We start from the raw sequence: 18,678 nt of genomic DNA, 5'->3' as shown, positions 1-18,678 counted from the left end.
CCTGCTAATAAAGGGAAAAAGCTTGAATTATCCATTAAAAATCCTCCAAAATAAAAGTCGTTTATAATATTTTTCATTATAGCGTTTATCTAATTTCTACCGCCATTAAGATTCCAACCCTATTTATTGTAACTTATAATAGTGTTTTTATAAAGTAGCATTTTAATTTTACTAAACAACAATTTCTTCAAACATACCTTAGTTTGAACAATTAAATCTTTTTAATTATTTTCTTTTATAAATAGACAAGTAATTAATGATATAATAAAAGAATAGGTAAAAAATGGGGTTCCTAAAATACCAAGCAAAAATATTATAAACACCCAATCAATTTGTTTAAGAATATTTATTTCATAGCTGGTTTTATTATTCATGTAAAAGTCCTCCTCTAAAAAATATGGCGATAGTTTAATTTAACACTGTTTTGTAAATCACATATCCGATTAATCCAACCATAAATATCAAATAAATTAAAAGGAAAATATTAAAAATTTTGTTGAGTTCTTTCTGTTCTTTTTTATACTCTTCTCTTGAGATACTTTTCTTTTTCGAAGGAAAAAGTGGTATTATAAGTCCTAATAAAATTACATTTATATATAAGATTAATTCGTCATATCGTATTAATCCTTTCTCATTTGCAAAAAAATCAGGTTTAAAAACAAGGCTGATTGTAGATAGAACACTTATAACTATAGAAATATATATTAGAATGTTTGCAAATTTTTTATTTTTTATTTTAATAGAAAAACTTAATCCTTTCAGTTCTAAAAAGTAAAAAATCATGCTTAAAAGTGCTACTGCTTCTATGGTGAATAAAATAGTGTTTATACTAATAGTAGTTTTACCTAATGTTAATAGATAAAAACTATATACTAATAGGCATAAAGTAACAATTACAACAGAATTTTTCAATGAGTTATTAAATGAATAAAGTTCTAATTCGTCTTTTTCGCCTAATAATGTTATTAGAAATGAACAACTTATAAGAGAAACAAATATTATATTCAGAGATATTAATAAATTATTTGTAGTTAGCATCATTCTTCATCCTCCAAAATTTCAAAAATTTCATCTACTGTTTTATCAAAGTATTTAGCTATAGCGAAAGCAAGTTTTAAGGAAGGGTTAAAAGTTCCTCTTTCAATTTCTAAGATTGTACCTCTATTAACACCTAAGTCTATGGCTAAATCTTCTTGAGTTAAGTTTTTTTCAGCTCTAAGTACTTTTATTTTTGTATTAAATAATTTTTTCCTTTTAACCATGTCACACCTCAGATTATTGTTATTTATAATTTAATATTACTATTTACAAATACAAATGTCAACTATATACAACATTTTGTTGTGTATATACGTGAATAATTAAAAAATTTAGTTATTTAGAACTAATTACTAAAATAAAATTGCTCTAAGATTTTGTTTCAGTGGCGTATTTTAATAGAACTTTATGCATAGTATTTAAAGTAAGCGTTTATTGGAGAAAAGGTTATATGGACTGTAAAGCATGCAAGAAACTAATAAATAGAATGAAACAAAATATAGATGAGCTTCAAAATATCAGATACATGAGTAGTAATTTATATGAGAAGATGTTTTATGATAGTTTAATTCAACAGGAAATGTATAAAATTAATGTTTTAAAAAATTTTTTATGCAATATGAGAGATATTCAAAATGAATATGAAGATATGGGGGACATAATAGATGGAGAAAACTTGAAGAAGAATTATATGAGTATGAGACAGCGAGTCTTTACTTTAGATGAGCTTGCAAAATATGATGGAGAAGGAGACAATGCCGCTTATATAGCTATTGATGGTATTGTTTATGATGTAACTTATGAAGCAGCTTGGGCAGGAGGAACTCATTTGGGGCTTAAAGCAGGTAACGATTTAAGTGAACAAATGAATTCTTGCCATGATAAAGATAAAATTTTAAGGAACTTAAAACAAGTAGGAATTCTTCAAAAGTAATTATAAAATTTAGCTAAAAATTAGGGGGGGAATAAGTGGTGGTTGATAATTCATGTCCAATATTAAAGTCCAAAACCTCCATAGCTCAGAGACTAGTAAATTTAGCCGTTTCTCAAATACAAAATGGCAATAAAAAAAAGATGAATTTAGTTTGGATTGAAGCTGCGGGTTGCTCAGGAAATATAATTTCATTGTTAAATGGATGTGCTCCTAATGTAGGATATTTTTTAACGGATATGGTGAATTTAAAATATAACAATAGCATAATGACAGCTCAAGGAGAAGAAGCTCAAGAGGAATTGTTAGCAGCACTTAATACAGAATTCATACTTATAGTTGATGGTGCTGTATCCACTAAAGACAATGGAATATATAACATTGTTGGTAGTTATAAAGGTAAAGAAATAACGGGGATGGAAGAAGTTAAAAGAGCAGCAGAAAAAGCTAAATATATACTTACTGTAGGTACATGTGCATCTTATGGAGGAATTTCAGCAGCTAGGCCTAACCCTTCTGAATGCATAAGTGCTGCTGATTTTATAAAGAGAGAAGTTAATAAAGAAGTGATAAGGGTACCAGGATGTCCAGCTCATCCAGATTGGGTTATGGGAACTGTTGCTAGTTTAATATTGTTTGGCGAACCTGAATTAGATGAAGATAGAAGACCTACGGTTTTTTATGGAGTGACAATACATGATATTTGTCCTAGAAGATCATATTTTGAAAAAAGAATATTTGCAAAATCTGTGGGAGAAAAAGAATGTATGTTTAAATTGGGATGTAGAGGACCTGTTACAAAGACAGATTGTCCTACTAGAAAATGGGATGATTATGTAAATTGGCCTATTGGTGACAATACTCCATGCATAGGATGTGCTCAAAAAGGTTTTCCAGATGCTATGGAGCCATTTATTAATATATAAAAATAAGCAAGTTTATTTAAATGAGGTGGGGATATGCCAGATAAGGTGGTTATTAATCCTGTTACAAGAATAAGTGGTTTTCTGCAGATAACAGCTTATATAGAAAAAAATAAAATTATAGATGCTAAAAGTCAGGGGATGCTTTTTAGAGGATTTGAAAAGATGTTAAAAGGAAGGTCTCCTCTTGATGCTATTTATTTTACTGAAAGAATTTGTGGAATCTGTTCTACGGCACATTCTATGGCTTCTGCTAGAGCTCTTGAAAATGCTTTTAATATACAACCTGATAGAAATGAAGAAATGATAAGAGATGTACTTCATGGATGTGAATTTCTACAAAATCATTTAAGACACTTCTATCAATATGTTCTTCCTGATTATGTAAAGAATTTTAATGTAAATCCAATATATTCAGTAACACACAATGATTTTAGAATTCCTGAAAAAGAAAGCGAAAAGCTTAGAAAAAATTATTTTACCTCTTTAATTTACAGCAGGAAGGCTCATGAAGCATTAGCTGTTTTAGGAGGAAAAGCACCTCACAATCATGGAGTTTTTGCTGGAGGAGTTACAGTTAATATAACAGCTCAAAAAATTGTTCAATTAAAAGCCCTTATAACAGAGATTAGAGATTTTATTGTAAATAACATGATTGAAGATGTATGTGTAGTTTCAAAATATTATAAAGATTATTTTCAAATAGGTACAGGAAACGAGAATTTAATGACTTATGGAGTATTTGATAATTACGGAAAGGAAGTTTATTATGTGTCTCCAGGAGTTATTATAGGCGGAAAAGAAGAGAAATTAGATACTTCAAAAATAACTGAAAATATATATAGGTCTTGGTATAAAGCACCACAGAATACTTTAAATATACCAGATAATAATTGGGAACAAGCCCCTCTTAAAGAAGAAGGATACAGTTGGATAAAAGCTCCAAGATATAATGAGAATGTAATGCAAGTTGGGCCTCTTGCAAGAATGTATATAAGTGGAGATTATAAAGATGGAATTTCTACTATGAATAGAATCGTGGCTAGAGCATTAGAGGCTGAAAAAATATCTAATATTATTATTCAACTTCTTAACAGAATAGTGCCTAAGAACAGCACAAATAAAGCGTATACTTTGAGTAACAATGCTGTGGGATATGGATTTATAGATACTACAAGAGGTTCTTTAGCTCATTATACAAATATTGAAGAAGGACAGATAAAAAACTACACGATAGTTACTCCTAGTACATGGAACTTATCTCCTAAAGACTCTAATGGAGTTCCAGGTGCTCTAGAAGAGGCTTTGATAGGAACTCATGTGGAAAATCCTAATGTTCCTGTTGAAATAGGAAGAATAGTTAGGTCCTTTGATCCTTGTGTTTCTTGTGCAACTCATGTTTTGAGCAATGAATTTTCACCAATAGACATAAGGGTGGTGTAATAATGGGCAAGAAATTAGTAGCAATAGGAAATAGAATAATGAAGGATGATGCTATTGGGGTATTAATTGGAGATGAATTAAAGGCAGATTTAAAAGAGTTGGGATTTGAAGTGATAATAGGAGAAACAGATGTAGATTATTGTTTAAGTTTTATAGAGAATGGAGACTTTATATTTATTTTAGATTCTACTTTGTATGGAATAAAACCAGGCAAGATTACTGTTATAGATATTAAAAAGGGAGAGAAGTTCTTTGAAAAAGGATATTCTCAGCATCAATTAAGTCTTATAAAACTTTTAAATAGCTATGATTTTCAAAATGTATATGGATATATTGTAGGTATAGAAGCTTCGGAAATTGATTATGGTATAGAGTTAAGCAAAGAACTCTTACAAAATTTTAATAATATAAAGAAAGAAGTGTACAATGTTATAGTTTCTAAAACTTCTCATGAGTAATTATTTAAGTTGAAGAATAAATAGGCAATAGCAACCAGTAGGTGCTAAAGGGATTTTTAAATATATGATTAAATTAAAATAAAGTCTAAAATAGATAATATTAAAAGGGGGATTTAAAAATGCATGATTCATTTTTAATGCAAAATATATCTAAGGGGATTAATGAAGTTTGCAGAAAGAATAATTTAAAGAAGGTAACTTTAATAGATATTTCTGTTGGATTTAGCAGCCATATAACTGAAAAAAATCTTTTAGAGCATCTTGTAGACTTAAATAGTGAGGTCGTTGATGAAAATACTCAGGTGAAAGTAAATTATGAAGATATGCCTGAACTTATGGCTGTCATTAAAAAAGTTGAGGGGGAAAAAATATAGATATAAAATGAAAAACAATAAAATAGCTTATATAGTAAAAATATATGGAGTTGTTCAAGGAATAGGGTTTAGACCTTATATCTATAAGAAGGCAAAAGAATTAGATATTAAAGGGTGGGTCAACAACTGCGATTCAGCAGTAATTATTAATGCAGAAGGTATAAAGGAGAAAATGGAACAGTTTCTTATAGACGTTGTAAAAAAACCACCTAAACTTGCAGAAATTAAGCAAATAGAAGTAACTGAAAAAAGAGTAGAGGAATATGAACGTTTTATTATAAAAAAGAGTATAAGCGCAAGCACAAAATTGAAATTTATTCTTCCTGATATTGCGACCTGTAATAAATGCATTCAAGACATATTCAATAAAAAATCCAGAAGATATAGATATGCTTTTACCAATTGCACTTTATGTGGTCCAAGATACTCAATAATAAAGTCGCTTCCTTATGATAGATGTAGTACAACTATGAATATATTTAAAATGTGTGATATATGTGATAAAGAATATAAAGATCCTGAGACAAGAAGATTTCATGCTCAGCCCACGTGTTGTGTAGAATGTGGGCCTGAGCTTGTTTTGACTGATAATAGAGGAGAAAAAATACAGTGTATAGATGAAATAAAAGAGAGTGCAGAGTTATTGAAAAAAGGGAAAATATTAGGTATTAAAGGTATAGGTGGCTTTCATATAGTATGTAGTGCTACAAATGAAGAATCTATTAATGAAGTTAGAAGAAGGAAAATGAGAATAGACAAGCCGCTAGCGTTAATGATGAAGGATATTCAGCAGGTTAAAAAGTATTGTTTTTTAACTAGAAAAGAGGAAGAAATTCTTGTAAGTAATAAGAGACCTATAGTTCTTTTGAGAAAAAAGGATAGTGGGAAACTTTCTTATAATATAGCTCCTAGAATAAAAAAGTATGGAGTGATGCTACCTTATACTCCCATACATTATCTATTATTTGCTGAGGGGGTAGGTCCTCTTGTTATGACTAGCGGTAATATTAGTGGCAGGCCAATAGAGTATACAAATGAAGGAGCTTTAAAAAATCTTTCAAATATAGTGGATTATTTTTTATTAAATAATAGAGAGATAAATACCCCAGTGGATGATTCTGTGGTTAAGGTTTTGGAAGAAAAGGTTATAGTTAGTAGATCAGGTAGGGGACATGCGCCTTATAATCTTGATAGAAAAATAAAAAATAAAATATTAGCTTGTGGAGCAGAAGAGAAAAGTACTTTTTCTTTTTCTCTAGATGGAATTGTCTATATGAGCCAATATCTTGGAGATTTGAAGGAGTTAGGGGCTTATAAAGAATATAGAAAAGCTATAAAGAATATGAATAATATTTTTGAATTTAAACCTGAAATTATATCTGTGGATGCTCATCCTAATTATATGTCAACCACTTATGGAAATAGTGAAAAATGTACTAAGATACAGATTCAACACCATCATGCTCATATGGCAAGCTGCATGTTAGAACATAACATATCGGATTATGTTATAGGAATAATATATGATGGAACTGGGTTTGGTACAGATGGGATGTTTTGGGGAGGAGAGTTTTTAATTGGGAATAAACATGAGTTTAAAAGAGCAGGACATTTTAGATATACAAAGGTCCAAGGAGGGGATTCTGCTCAAAAGAATATATGGAAAATAGGAATAAGTTATTTAAAGGCTATTAGCAATAAAGAAATGGTTGGATTTGGATTAAAAAGGATCAGGGGATTTTTAAAGGGCGATATAGATAAGGAAACCATTAATAATATTTGTTATGCTTTAGATTGTAATATAAACTGTTATAAAACATCAAGTTTGGGTAGATTATATGATGCTGTATCTTCTATTTTAGGAGTAAGAGAGAGAATAGCTTATGATGGGCAGGGAGCTATAGAGCTAGAAAGCGTTGCAAAGGAAAATGTCTATGGAAAGTATGATTATGTAATAAAAAAAGAAGATGATGTGTATATAGTAGATTATGTTCCTATGATTATGAATATATTACAAGAGATTAAAGAAAATGAGGAAATTTCAGATATAAGCTCTAAGTTTCATAATACTATTGCAGACATTACTGTTGAAATGGCATGTAAGTTAAGAGAAGATTTTAAGATAAATGAGGTTGTTTTAAGTGGTGGAGTATTTGAAAATGAATATTTATTAAAGAACACATATAGAAATTTAAGAGATAAAGGTTTTTTAGTGTTTTTCAATGAAAATATACCTACTAATGATAGTGGAATTTCTTTAGGACAAGTTGCTATAGCTGATGAAATTTTAAAAGAGAGGGGTATATAATATGTGCCTTGCAGTATGTGGTAGGATAAAAAGTTTAGATAGACCTTTTGGTTCTGTAGACATTAAGGGAATAGAGACATGTGTTAATGTAGAACTTATTGCTGATGTAAAAAAAGGGGACTATGTGTTAATTCATGCGGGATTTGCTATTGAGAAAGTGAATAAGGAGTATTTTCAGTATTTGAATGATACCCTAGAAGAAATGTTGAAAGAAGATAATGATTATGATGGATAATAATAAGGTAAAAAAAGTAATAGAAAATATAAATAAATTGGCAGAGAATACACATCAAGATAATATAAACCTTATGGAGGTATGCGGTACACACACTAACTCTATAGCAAAGAGTGGTATAAAAAGTGTTATTTCTAATAAGATAAAATTATTATCTGGACCCGGATGCCCTGTATGTGTTACTAGTGAAGAATATATAGACGCTGCTGTGGATTTAGCTTCAGAAGGAATAACTATAATTACCTTTGGAGATTTAGTGAGAGTTAAAGGCTATAATTGTGATCTGCTTACTGAAAAATCAAAGGGAAGAGATGTAAGAATAATCTATTCTGTAAGTGAAATTATAAATATAGCTAAAGAAATTTATCCAAAGGAAGCTGTATTTTTAGCGGTAGGATTTGAAACGACTGCCCCTCTAATTGCTTCTCTTGTAAATCAAACATATATAGGTAAAATTAAGAACTTATCTTTTTTAACCTCTATAAAAATAATGCCACCTATACTTGAAAAGATTTTAAATATCCAAAACAGAAATATAGATGGAATAATTTGCCCGGGAAATGTTGCTGTGATAAGTGGCGAGGATAGTTTTAAGTTTATTTATGAAAAGTATAAGATACCTTCAGTAATATGTGGATTTGAAGCAGAAGACATACTAGGTGGAATTTATTTTTTAGTTAGGAATATTAGTAAAAAGAATAGAGGGCGTAATGAAGCTGGTTTTGAAAATCTATATAAAAGATTGGTTAGTCCTAAAGGAAACACTATAGCTAAAAGATTAGTACAGGAGATATTTAAAATAGATGACGTTATATGGAGAGGAATTGGAAATGTTAAAGGTTCAGCTTTAATTATAGGAAACAAATATTCTAAGCTAGATGCTATTAATAGATTTAAATTAAAAGGTTATTTTAATAATCATACAATTAGTAGGTCTGAATGTAGGTGTGGAGATGTTTTGATGGGAAATATATATCCTTTTCAATGTGAACTTTTCAAAAAAAAGTGTAGTCCTGAGAACCCTCATGGACCATGTATGGTATCTCAGGAAGGAACATGTTCTACATACTACAAATATTACTTATAATTAAAAATCCATTTAAAATTTATGAATAGGTGGGTGGTAGAAAGTGAGTATGGAAAGTGTACAGCTTATACATGGAGAAGGAGGAAAGTATACTGAGACATTAATAAGGGATATATTTTATGAAGAATTTAAAAATGATATTCTTTTAAAAAATGGAGATTCTGCTTTATTAGATATCCCTAGCAATAAAATCGCTTTTACAACAGATTCTTTTGTTGTAAATCCTATATTTTTTAGAGGAGGAGATATTGGCAAGCTAGCTGTTTGTGGAACTATAAATGATTTGACAGCATGTGGAGCAGAAGCGTTATATTTAAGCTCAAGTTTCATTATAGAAGAAGGATTTCTTATGCAGGATTTAAAAAAGATAGCAAGGTCTATGAAAGATACCTGCAAACAGGCTAAGGTAAATATAGTTACAGGAGACACGAAAGTTGTTCCAAAAGGAAAAGTAGACAAAGTTTTTATAAATACATCTGGTGTTGGAATTGTGAAAAATTATTTTTCTAATAAAATAGAAAAAGGAGATAGAGTAATAGTAACAGGAACGGTTGGAGAACATGGGACAGCAATAGCTGTAGATAGATATAATTTAAAGGTTAAAGGCAGAATTGAGAGTGATTGTGCACCATTAAACTCTATTTTGGACTGTTTACAAGGATATTATGGAAGTATAAAATTTATGAGAGATGCAACAAGAGGTGGAATAGGGCAAATATTAAATGAGATAGCTAATCAATCTGAATTGGGATTACATATTTTTGAGAGTAAAATTCCTATAAGTAATGAAGTGAAGTCTATAAATGAAATGCTTGGTATTAATCCTTTATATTTAGCTTGTGAGGGAAGAATGGTGTTAGTAGTGGATAAATATGATTCAGAAGATATAGTGAAAGTATTAGTAAAAGAATTCAATTGTGATAATGCAAGTATTATTGGAGAATTTACAGATGAATATGAATTTGTTTATATAGAGAATGACTTTGGAGGAAAGAGGATATTAGGAAGCTTAGATACGCAAATATTACCTAGAATATGCTAAACTCATGTTATGGATGAGTGGCATATTGTAAATATAAGCCTCAATAGTATAATATATATTAATGAAAATTAGCATATATTAAATACTAAAAGTATATTAGCTTAAGATGGAGGTATTAGTTTTGAGTAAACTTACTATTTTAAATGGAAAAAAGATAAGACCAGAGATGATAAAAGCAATTATTGATTTAGATAAAAAGGTTTATGAAGAAAAATATTGGACAAACATAGACTTTATGACTAAATGGTTTTTAAAAAATCCTTACATTATAACTATGATTTATGATAAGGAAGATTTGGTAGGGTATTTTTGCTATCTCCCTATTGAAGATGAAAGTTATTCAGAAATAAGAAAAGGTGAGGTCTTTCAAGACTTAACTATACCTGTTGAAAATATAAAAAAGTATAAAAAAGGAGAGATAAATAATTTATATTTATTTTCTATAGTTTTAGATCCTAAATATCAGGGGACAGATGCACTAAGGTATTTACTTCGGGGGTTTTATGATAATACAAGACAGTTAAAAGAAAAGGGAGTTATTTTTAATAAGATTTTAGGTGATGTTGTATCTGATAAAGGGTATAAATTAGCCAAGTCATTGGGATTTGATAAAGTGTATGATACTGAATATAACTCAGTTATGTTTGAAAGTTACTATGATAATATGATAGAAAAATATGAGGAAGAGTATAAATGATAACTTATCTAATATTGGAAACATATAAATAAGAACAGAGGGAGTAGCTACTAGCAAAGCAAATTTACTAGTAGCTGTTTTATTTTATAGTATAATAAATTCATAAAAAGAGTATTGTAAATAAAAGTAATCTAGTAGAACTTTCTTTAAGATATCCTCCATATAAGAATAAGATTAAATTATTAAAAAAGATCTTTAAGTAGTGTGTATTAGGTGATTTATTATAAAATAATTGAATATAATTTAATATATTTTATAGTGTGATTTTTATTATATATAAGGAATATTTAGCATAAATAATATTAAATAAGTGTAAAAACATATTTTAAAACTATTTTTCAGCTTCAAAAAGTATTATAATTAGATTGTAAAAACTTTTTATCTGATTATAGTTACTCTGAAATTTTTAATAAGAAATAAGGGGATATGTCATTGGACTACTAAATTAGTTCTATGAGAATTTCATATTAAGTGGAACTTCATCTAAACTAGTTTTGCTTTATACTTTAATAAGGGGGGTCTCTATTATGTTAAATGGTAAGAAGGTTAGAGAATTTAGGATGAATTTGGGGTACACAGCTCGAGATATTGAAAATCTTACAAAGAACCCAAAATACGAAACTTCTATTTCTAAGTCATATTTAGAGGAATTAGAGAGAGGTGATAAAAAAAATCCTAGTCTTGAGAAAGTTGTGGTTCTTGCAAACATTTTACGATGTAAAATAGATGACCTAGTAGTAACCGGAGAGTATTAAAGTATTTTAAAATTTTAATAATAAAAAGGTTGTTTTTAAGAGAAGAAAACAACCTTTTTGGTTTATAAAGAAATATATTATGTTTTATTATAATATTAAGGATATAGGACTAGAAATTAAAATAAAGATGTATCTATAAAATTTCTATATCAACCTTTTCAATAAATCCTTCTGTATTTCCTTCTATATAATTTACTACATTTTGAATTATAGCATTAGATTGTTTTGTGCTGTTACTTACACAAGCAATACCTAAAACTATAGATTGATGGAAATCTTGATTCTCTATTTCTGCTATAGAAACATTGTATCTATGTTTAACTTTTGCAATAATACTCTTTACTTCCATTCTTTTTTCTTTAAGAGAATGAACCCAACTAGCATAAACATAAACTTTTGCAGCTCCTATAATCATTATATACACTCCCCAATAATTGATAATAGATAATACTCTACTAAAAAATTATTTCATTTAGTATATATTATTATATTTCTTTATTTTTATACTTTATTATAGTAGATTTATCTTGAGTTTGCAGGTTCTATATTTATTTTCTTCCCTTTTATTGTATTGTTCTTCATCACACTTATTACTTGAGAGGCACAATCTTTAGGAACTTCAACAAAAGAGAACTTATCATAAATATCAATTTTACCTATCAATTTACCCTTTATTCCTGTTTCACCTGCTATGGCTCCAATTATGTCTTTTTCTCTTATTTGATGATTACGACCTAAATTTATAAACAGTCTAACCATACCTGATTCTGCACCCGTATTATCAAATTCATGATGAGTTTCTATTTCAGTTTTCTTTTCTTCGCCAGTAGCGATTTTTAATAAGGCAGCAGCTATATCTATAGATACATAATCTTCATCAAGTAATCTATCTATATAGTCAATGTATTTACCAAGGTGACCTTCATCTATAACAGATTTTATTTTTTCTAAGAAAGCGCTTATTTTAACTTCCTCTACGTCATCAAGAGATGGAATTTCTTCTCTTTTAACTTTTGATTTAGTATATCTTTCGATATCTTTAAGTTTGCGAATTTCTTTACCAGATATAAAACTATATGCTTTCCCTTCTCTACCTGCTCTACCTGTTCTTCCTATTCTGTGAACATAATATTCTTCATCTTGAGGTAAATCATAATTGAACACAAATTCTACATCATCTACATCTATACCTCTAGCTGCAACATCTGTTGCTACTAATATTTCAATAACTCCGTTTCTGAATTTATTCATAACTCGATCTCTTTGAATTTGCTTCATGTCTCCGTGAAGTCCGTCAGCAAAATAACCTCTAGATTGTAGAGCGGCTACAACATCATCTACTTTTTTCTTTGTGTTGCAAAATATTACAGAAAGTTTAGGGTTATGTATGTCGATAAGTCTAGATAAAACCTCTATTTTAGAACCTTCTTTTACTTCTAAATATTTTTGTTCAATACTTGGAAGGGTTAATTGTTTGTGTGTTATTTTTATCATTTGGGGATTCTTCTGATACTTTTTACTTAAATCTATAATTGGTTTTGGCATTGTTGCAGAAAATAAAATCATTTGCTTATTTTTAGGCATATCTTCTATTATAGTTTCTATATCTTCTCTGAATCCCATATCAAGCATTTCATCTGCTTCATCTAGAATAACCATTTTTACATCATCAAATTTAAGTGTTTTTCTTCTCATGTGGTCCATGACTCTTCCAGGAGTACCTATAACTATATGAACTCCTCTTTTTAGAGCTTTAATTTGACGGTCAATTGGCTGCCCACCATAAACAGCTAATGTGCTGATACCTTTTTTATATCTAGCAAGTTTATTTAACTCTTCTGTAACTTGGATAGCTAATTCTCTTGTTGGACATAAAATCAAAGCTTGTAATTTATCATTTTTAGGATCAATGGAGTCTAGTGATGGAATTCCAAAAGCAGCTGTTTTACCTGTTCCTGTTTGAGCTTGACCCGTTACATCTTTACCTTCTAATATGAAAGGTATTGCTTTTTCTTGAATAGGAGACGGTTCTTCAAATCCCATATCTCCAATAGCTTTTTTTATTTCTTGTGATATTGGTAAATCTTCAAATTTAATTTTTCCCATATTTACTTCCTTTCGAATTTAATAAAATAACCCTAACTTAACTATTATATATGTATTATGTGTAATATACAATTAAATATAAAAAATAAATCTCAGTTTAATGGCTGAGATTTAAGTGATGATTATACTTTAAATATGAATATATAACAATTTTATATTTATTTTCATAAAATAAATTATTTATTGTAGCTTTAATCTTGACAGCTTATCATTTAAATATGATGATACAGTGGATAATTCTTCTACCATATTCATTAAATTATTCATTGAGTTAGCTTCATTGTCAATACCTGCTGCAATTTCTTCAGCAGAAGAATTATTTTCTTCTGATATAATAGCTAAGTTTTCAATTTCTTCAGTAATTACAGAAGTGTTAGCAGATATTTCTTCAGTAGAAGAAGATACTTCTTCTACTCTAGTAGACACATCATTAATAGAGGAATTGATAGTATTAAATCTTTCTATAACCTTATCAATAAAACTATTTTGTTCTAAAGTTTTTTTAGCTACATTTTGCATAGATTGACCTGAGTTTTCTATGCCGTTTTGTATATTGCTAACTAATTTTGATATTTCATCTGCCCATCTAGCAGACTCTTCTGCTAATTTTCTAACCTCTTCAGCGACTACAGCAAAACCTTTCCCATGCTCTCCAGCACGTGCGGCTTCAATACTAGCATTTAAAGCTAAAAGGTTTGTTTGTTCTGCTATGGAAGATATAGCAACTATTATATTGTTTATTTCTTTTGATTCTTTAACTAAATTTTCAACTACCTCTGAAGTGGTATTTACTACATTCACTATGTCTTTTGAGTTTGTATCAAGGTTTTGCATAACCTTACTACCCTCTATAGCACTTTCATTTGTTTTTATGGCCTCTTCAGTTACTAGCTGAGAATTGTTTGCAATTTGTACTATAGTTTCATTTACTTCGCGGATTTTATCACTAGTACTAGATAATTTTTCTGTCTGTTTGGTAATTCTTGTAGTTATATCTTTTGTAGAAGTATCCATTTGTTCAAATTCTAACTTTGCAGTATTAAATGAATCTTTGAAATTTTCATTTGTGTCTTGAAGCTTTTTAGATATATCACTAATATTAATTAATACATCTTGGAATGTATCTAGCATTTTATTTGTATAGTTAGCTAACTCCCCAATTTCATCATTACTTTTGATTTGGATTCTTTTAGTTAAGTCTCCCTCTAAATTAGAAATAAGCTTCATATTTTCAACTAATTCATCAATAGATTTAGTTTGGTGTTTAGTCATTAAGCCAACTAATAATCTAACTACTATTAAAGCTACTATCATTATAAAAACTAATACTGATATAATGATAACTTCAAATTTTATAAATTTACTATTATTTAATTCAATCCCTACAACTACTTCCTTGTTTTCTAATTTTAAAGGAACATAAACTTGAGAAGCAGAAGTTTTTTCCTTTAAATTATGTTTTATGTTATCTACATATATTTCTTTGGTTTCAATAGATTCATTTATCTTATCTAAATTTGTAGTTCTTGTAAATTCGTCACCATATTTTGCACTGCTTTCTTGTGACTTATCAATTACATATGTCCATTTTCCATTGTTATTGGAAATTATAAAAATATCTTTTACAAAACCATCAGATTTACTTTGAAGAGTTGCAAGCGTTTTGTCGATTTCTTTATAGATATTACTGTTTTCTTTTTCTCTGTCAAGACTTGAAAAATCTAATTTTTCAATTTTACTAGTTATACCGTTAGTGATGGTCGGAATTGCTATGTTGATAGTGCTTTTAATAGAATTAATAATACAAAGATACATTATTATATCTATTATTACAAATAATGATATTATGAGAAGCATTATATTCCTTGTCCATTTTTTCCTTAAAGTAGTTGTTTTTATGGTGCTTGTTTCTTTCACTTATGTACCCCTCCTGTGCAAATATTAGAAAATATTTAATAAAATAATTATAGCATGAATAAAGGAAATACAAGAAAAATATTCAGTAAATTTTTATTATTATAATTTTTTTTGCGATTTAACGTGTATACAGTTGTAATTACAGTTTTTTTTAGTAGCATATTAGTATATAATTAATGTAGGGTTTATTTTTTATATAAACTTATAAAGTTAAGCCTTAAGTATTTTATAGTTAATATAAGGGTGATAAATATGAAAAATTTTATTAGGCTCGAAATAATTACAAAAGACAGAATTGGAATGACATTAGACATAGTATCTCAAATATATAAATTCAATATAAATGTACATTCTTTGGAGGTATTCCCCAAAAAAGTTTGTGTAAAGGTGGAAGAAATAAATAAAGATATAAAGCAATATTTAAGTGAGTCTTTAAATAGTTTAGAAGGGGTTATTAGTGTAAGAGAAGTAGGATTATTGCAACAAGAGAAGAATGAAAGAAAAATTCTAGCAACAATAGATTCTGTTGATGAAGGTATAATGGCTATAAACAATAAATTAGAGGTGGAGATTTTTAATAGTTATTGTGAAAAAATATTTAGACGTAAAAGAGAAGATATAATTGGAACCAATATAAATAATTTTTTAAGTATAAATGCACCAATGGTAACTTTGCTTAAAACAGGGGAAAAATATGACAACGTTGAAATTAATATAAAAAGTGATGAAGGAAATATACATTATCTTACAACGGGTAGACCGGTTAAGGATGATAACAATAAAACTATTGGGGTTGTTGCATCAATAAAGGATATTGCGCAAGCTCTAGAGATTGCTAATGTAGTTTCATCTACTGAGGCAGGAGCTTTTAATGACGTAATAGGCAATAGTTTTCCCATGGAAAGAGCAAAAAAAATGTGTGCCTCTGTAGCTAAAAGTAATTCTACGATTCTACTAAGAGGTGAAAGTGGTACTGGTAAAGAGGTATTTGCTAAAGCTATACAAAAACTTAGTGATAGAAAAGATAAAAAATTTGTTACTATAAACTGTGCTGCACTTCCTGATAATTTGATAGAAAGTGAATTGTTTGGTTATGAAAAAGGAAGTTTCACAGGAGCAAATATATCTGGAAAAGAAGGGCTTTTTAAGGAAGCTGATGGAGGAACTTTATTTTTAGATGAAATAGGGGAGGTATCATTGGTACTTCAAGCTAAGCTACTTAGAGTTCTTCAAGAAGGAGTTATTAGAAAAATAGGAAGTAATAAAGAAGAAAAGGTTGATGTTAGGATAATTGCAGCTACTAATAGAAATCTAGAAGAAATGATTAAAAGAAAAGAATTTAGAGAAGATTTATATTATAGATTAAATGTAATACCTATATATATACCACCATTAAGAGAAAGACTTGAGGATATACCTAACTTAGTAAGTTTTTTTATATATAAATTAAATAAAAGATTAAATAAAACTATCTCAGGAGCAGAACTGGACTTTATAAATGCATTAATGGAGTATAATTGGCCAGGTAATGTAAGAGAATTAGAAAATGTAATAGAGAGAGCTATGAATTTATGTTGTAATAATTTATTAAAGTTAGAGAATTTAATAATTAATTTTAAAGGTTACAATAAGCCGAGTTCTCAGAGTTTTGATTTAGATGGAGAGATGAAACTAAAAGATGTAGTGGAGATATGTGAAAAAGAGGCAATAATAAAGGCGCTAGAAAAATATAAAAGCTGTCGCAAAGCTGCAAAAGTTTTAGGGGTATCCCATACTACTATAATAAATAAGACAAAAAAATATAATATAAATTGTAAAATATAATGTACACTCGGAAAGAATAATACACATATGGAAATTATAATTTACGGGTGGAAAGAATAATTTACACAAAAAGGGCAAATGTGGTTTAAAATGTTTAAATTTTAGTTAAATAATTAGAATTTAAACGTTTTTTTTTTGCCATAAGAGGTAGGTATAGGGTTTCGTCAGAATCAAATAAAATTGGCATGGTATTTGCTTGTATAATATTGCGTAAAAAATAAGATGTATTAAATTAATATAAATACTAATCAAAAGGAGAGGTATAAATGAATAGAGAACATATGGAAAAAATGGGCGTAGCAACACAAGCAATACATGGTGGACATGTAGGAGATAAACAATTTGGATCATTAGCAACACCTATATTTCAAACTTCTACATTTATCTTTGATTCAGCAGAACAAGGTGGAAGAAGATTCGCTTTAGAAGAACCAGGATATATATACGGAAGACTTGGAAATCCAACAGCTACTGAACTTGAAGAAAAAATTGCTTTATTAGAAGGAGCAGAAGCAGCTGTAGCTACATCATCTGGTATAGGTGCTATATCTTCAGCATTATGGACAGCATTAAAAGCTGGAGATCACATAGTTGCATCTGATACACTTTATGGATGTACTTTCGCATTATTAAATCACGGACTTACTAAATTTGGTATAGAAGTTACATTTGTAGATATAACTAATCTTGAAGAAGTTAAAAAAGCTATGAAACCAAATACTAGAGTTGTATATTTAGAAACACCTGCTAACCCAACATTAAAAATCACAGATATAGAAGCAGTATCTAAAATGGCTCACGAAAACAACAAAGATTGTTTAGTATTTGTTGATAATACATTCAATACTCCATACATCCAAAAACCATTATCATTAGGTGCTGACGTAGTTCTTCATTCAGGAACTAAATACTTAAATGGACATGGAGATGTTATAGTAGGATTTGCAGCAGGTAAAGCAGACTTTATAACTCAAGTTAAATTAGTAGGAGTTAAAGATTTAACAGGAGCAGTTTGCAGCCCTATGAATGCTTACTTAGTAATCAGAGGAATGAAAACTTTAGAAGTAAGAATGGAAAAACATAGTGCAAATGCTATGAAAGTTGCTGAATTCTTAGAAGCTCATCCAGCAGTTGAAAAAGTATACTATCCAGGACTTAAGAGTTTTGAACAATATGATTTAGCTAAAAAACAAATGAAATTACCAGGCGGTATGATATCTTTCGAAATTAAAGGTGGAGTAGATGACGGAAGAACTGTTATGAATAATGTTAAATTAGCTTCATTAGCAGTAAGCTTAGGAGATACTGAAACATTAATTCAACATCCAGCTTCAATGACACACTCTCCATACACTGCAGAAGAAAGAGCAGCAGTAGGAATAAGTGATGGATTAATAAGATTATCTGTTGGTCTTGAAGATGCTGAAGATATAATCGCTGATTTAAAACAAGCTTTAGATTTAATAGTTAAATAATAAGATTTCACATATATTTAAATATTTTTTAAATAGAAATCAATTATAAAAGGATTCCTTTTATA

Annotated in this window: 19 protein-coding genes; 13 read left to right on the top strand and 6 right to left on the bottom strand. The window is 28.9% G+C overall.

What is annotated here, in order from left to right:
* Positions 1–221: 221 nt before the first annotated feature.
* The 3 genes from OW729_RS05495 to OW729_RS05485 are packed head-to-tail and all read right to left on the bottom strand — an operon-like array spanning position 222 to position 1,262.
* Positions 222–374, bottom strand: a complete 153-nt coding sequence (locus tag OW729_RS05495; protein WP_268060473.1) for a hypothetical protein — start codon at positions 372–374, stop codon at positions 222–224.
* A gap of 34 nt (positions 375–408) precedes the next feature.
* Entirely contained in the window at positions 409–1,041 is a 633-nt protein-coding gene (locus OW729_RS05490; RefSeq protein ID WP_268060472.1) for a hypothetical protein, read from the bottom strand.
* Entirely contained in the window at positions 1,038–1,262 is a 225-nt protein-coding gene (locus tag OW729_RS05485) for a helix-turn-helix transcriptional regulator (protein WP_268060471.1), read from the bottom strand. Before OW729_RS05485 ends, OW729_RS05490 begins: the two co-directional genes overlap by 4 nt.
* A gap of 227 nt (positions 1,263–1,489) precedes the next feature.
* On the opposite strand from OW729_RS05485, the gene OW729_RS05480 reads away from it, so the two are divergent.
* From OW729_RS05480 to OW729_RS05430, 11 genes are all read left to right on the top strand, one after another.
* Positions 1,490–1,972 (top strand): cytochrome b5 domain-containing protein, encoded by a 483-nt coding sequence (locus OW729_RS05480; protein WP_268060470.1) that lies wholly within the window; start codon positions 1,490–1,492, stop codon positions 1,970–1,972.
* A gap of 38 nt (positions 1,973–2,010) precedes the next feature.
* A complete protein-coding gene (locus OW729_RS05475; RefSeq protein ID WP_407647644.1) occupies positions 2,011–2,895 on the top strand; it encodes a hydrogenase small subunit in 885 nt (294 codons plus the stop codon).
* A 33-nt stretch (positions 2,896–2,928) separates the two neighbouring features.
* The gene (locus OW729_RS05470; RefSeq protein ID WP_268060468.1) at positions 2,929–4,335 is read left to right on the top strand and encodes a nickel-dependent hydrogenase large subunit; all 1,407 of its coding nucleotides are present in this window, start codon (positions 2,929–2,931) and stop codon (positions 4,333–4,335) included.
* 2 nt (positions 4,336–4,337) lie between these two features.
* On the top strand, positions 4,338–4,793 hold the full coding sequence (locus OW729_RS05465) for a hydrogenase maturation protease (protein ID WP_268060467.1): 456 nt from the start codon (positions 4,338–4,340) through the stop codon (positions 4,791–4,793).
* A gap of 119 nt (positions 4,794–4,912) precedes the next feature.
* On the top strand, positions 4,913–5,167 hold the full coding sequence (locus OW729_RS05460; protein WP_268060466.1) for a hypothetical protein: 255 nt from the start codon (positions 4,913–4,915) through the stop codon (positions 5,165–5,167).
* Between the two features lie 7 nt (positions 5,168–5,174).
* A complete protein-coding gene (gene hypF / locus OW729_RS05455) occupies positions 5,175–7,475 on the top strand; it encodes a carbamoyltransferase HypF (protein ID WP_268060465.1) in 2,301 nt (766 codons plus the stop codon).
* 1 nt (position 7,476) lies between these two features.
* On the top strand, positions 7,477–7,710 hold the full coding sequence (locus OW729_RS05450) for a HypC/HybG/HupF family hydrogenase formation chaperone (protein ID WP_268060464.1): 234 nt from the start codon (positions 7,477–7,479) through the stop codon (positions 7,708–7,710).
* Positions 7,700–8,797 carry a hydrogenase formation protein HypD gene (hypD, locus tag OW729_RS05445; RefSeq protein WP_268060463.1) on the top strand — a complete coding sequence of 366 codons (1,098 nt, stop codon included), beginning with the start codon at positions 7,700–7,702 and terminating at the stop codon, positions 8,795–8,797. The genes OW729_RS05450 and hypD overlap by 11 nt, the downstream gene beginning before the upstream one ends.
* Positions 8,798–8,846: 49 nt before the next feature.
* Entirely contained in the window at positions 8,847–9,839 is a 993-nt protein-coding gene (gene hypE, locus OW729_RS05440) for a hydrogenase expression/formation protein HypE (RefSeq protein ID WP_268060627.1), read from the top strand.
* Positions 9,840–9,960: 121 nt separating this feature from the next.
* A complete protein-coding gene (locus OW729_RS05435) occupies positions 9,961–10,536 on the top strand; it encodes a hypothetical protein (protein ID WP_268060462.1) in 576 nt (191 codons plus the stop codon).
* Positions 10,537–11,063: 527 nt separating this feature from the next.
* Complete coding sequence (locus OW729_RS05430; RefSeq protein ID WP_268060461.1) at positions 11,064–11,291, top strand: helix-turn-helix domain-containing protein; 228 nt, start codon at positions 11,064–11,066, stop codon at positions 11,289–11,291.
* A 133-nt stretch (positions 11,292–11,424) separates the two neighbouring features.
* On the opposite strand, the gene OW729_RS05425 is transcribed toward OW729_RS05430, so the two are convergent.
* From OW729_RS05425 to OW729_RS05415, 3 genes are all read right to left on the bottom strand, one after another.
* Positions 11,425–11,706: a DUF503 domain-containing protein gene (locus OW729_RS05425; RefSeq protein ID WP_268060460.1), complete on the bottom strand. Its 282-nt coding sequence runs from the start codon at positions 11,704–11,706 to the stop codon at positions 11,425–11,427.
* Between the two features lie 107 nt (positions 11,707–11,813).
* Positions 11,814–13,397, bottom strand: a complete 1,584-nt coding sequence (locus tag OW729_RS05420) for a DEAD/DEAH box helicase (protein WP_268060459.1) — start codon at positions 13,395–13,397, stop codon at positions 11,814–11,816.
* Positions 13,398–13,577: 180 nt separating this feature from the next.
* A complete protein-coding gene (locus tag OW729_RS05415; protein ID WP_268060458.1) occupies positions 13,578–15,314 on the bottom strand; it encodes a methyl-accepting chemotaxis protein in 1,737 nt (578 codons plus the stop codon).
* Positions 15,315–15,566: 252 nt separating this feature from the next.
* On the opposite strand from OW729_RS05415, the gene OW729_RS05410 reads away from it, so the two are divergent.
* Positions 15,567–17,138 (top strand): sigma 54-interacting transcriptional regulator, encoded by a 1,572-nt coding sequence (locus tag OW729_RS05410; RefSeq protein ID WP_268060457.1) that lies wholly within the window; start codon positions 15,567–15,569, stop codon positions 17,136–17,138.
* A 266-nt stretch (positions 17,139–17,404) separates the two neighbouring features.
* Positions 17,405–18,613, top strand: a complete 1,209-nt coding sequence (gene megL, locus OW729_RS05405) for a methionine gamma-lyase (RefSeq protein ID WP_268060456.1) — start codon at positions 17,405–17,407, stop codon at positions 18,611–18,613.
* The last annotated feature ends 65 nt before the right edge of the window (positions 18,614–18,678 follow it).

Origin of the sequence: Clostridium brassicae (assembly GCF_026738875.1) — a bacterium.
Lineage (GTDB): Bacteria > Bacillota > Clostridia > Clostridiales > Clostridiaceae > Clostridium_H > Clostridium_H brassicae.
This window is presented reverse-complemented; position numbering and strand designations above follow the sequence as displayed.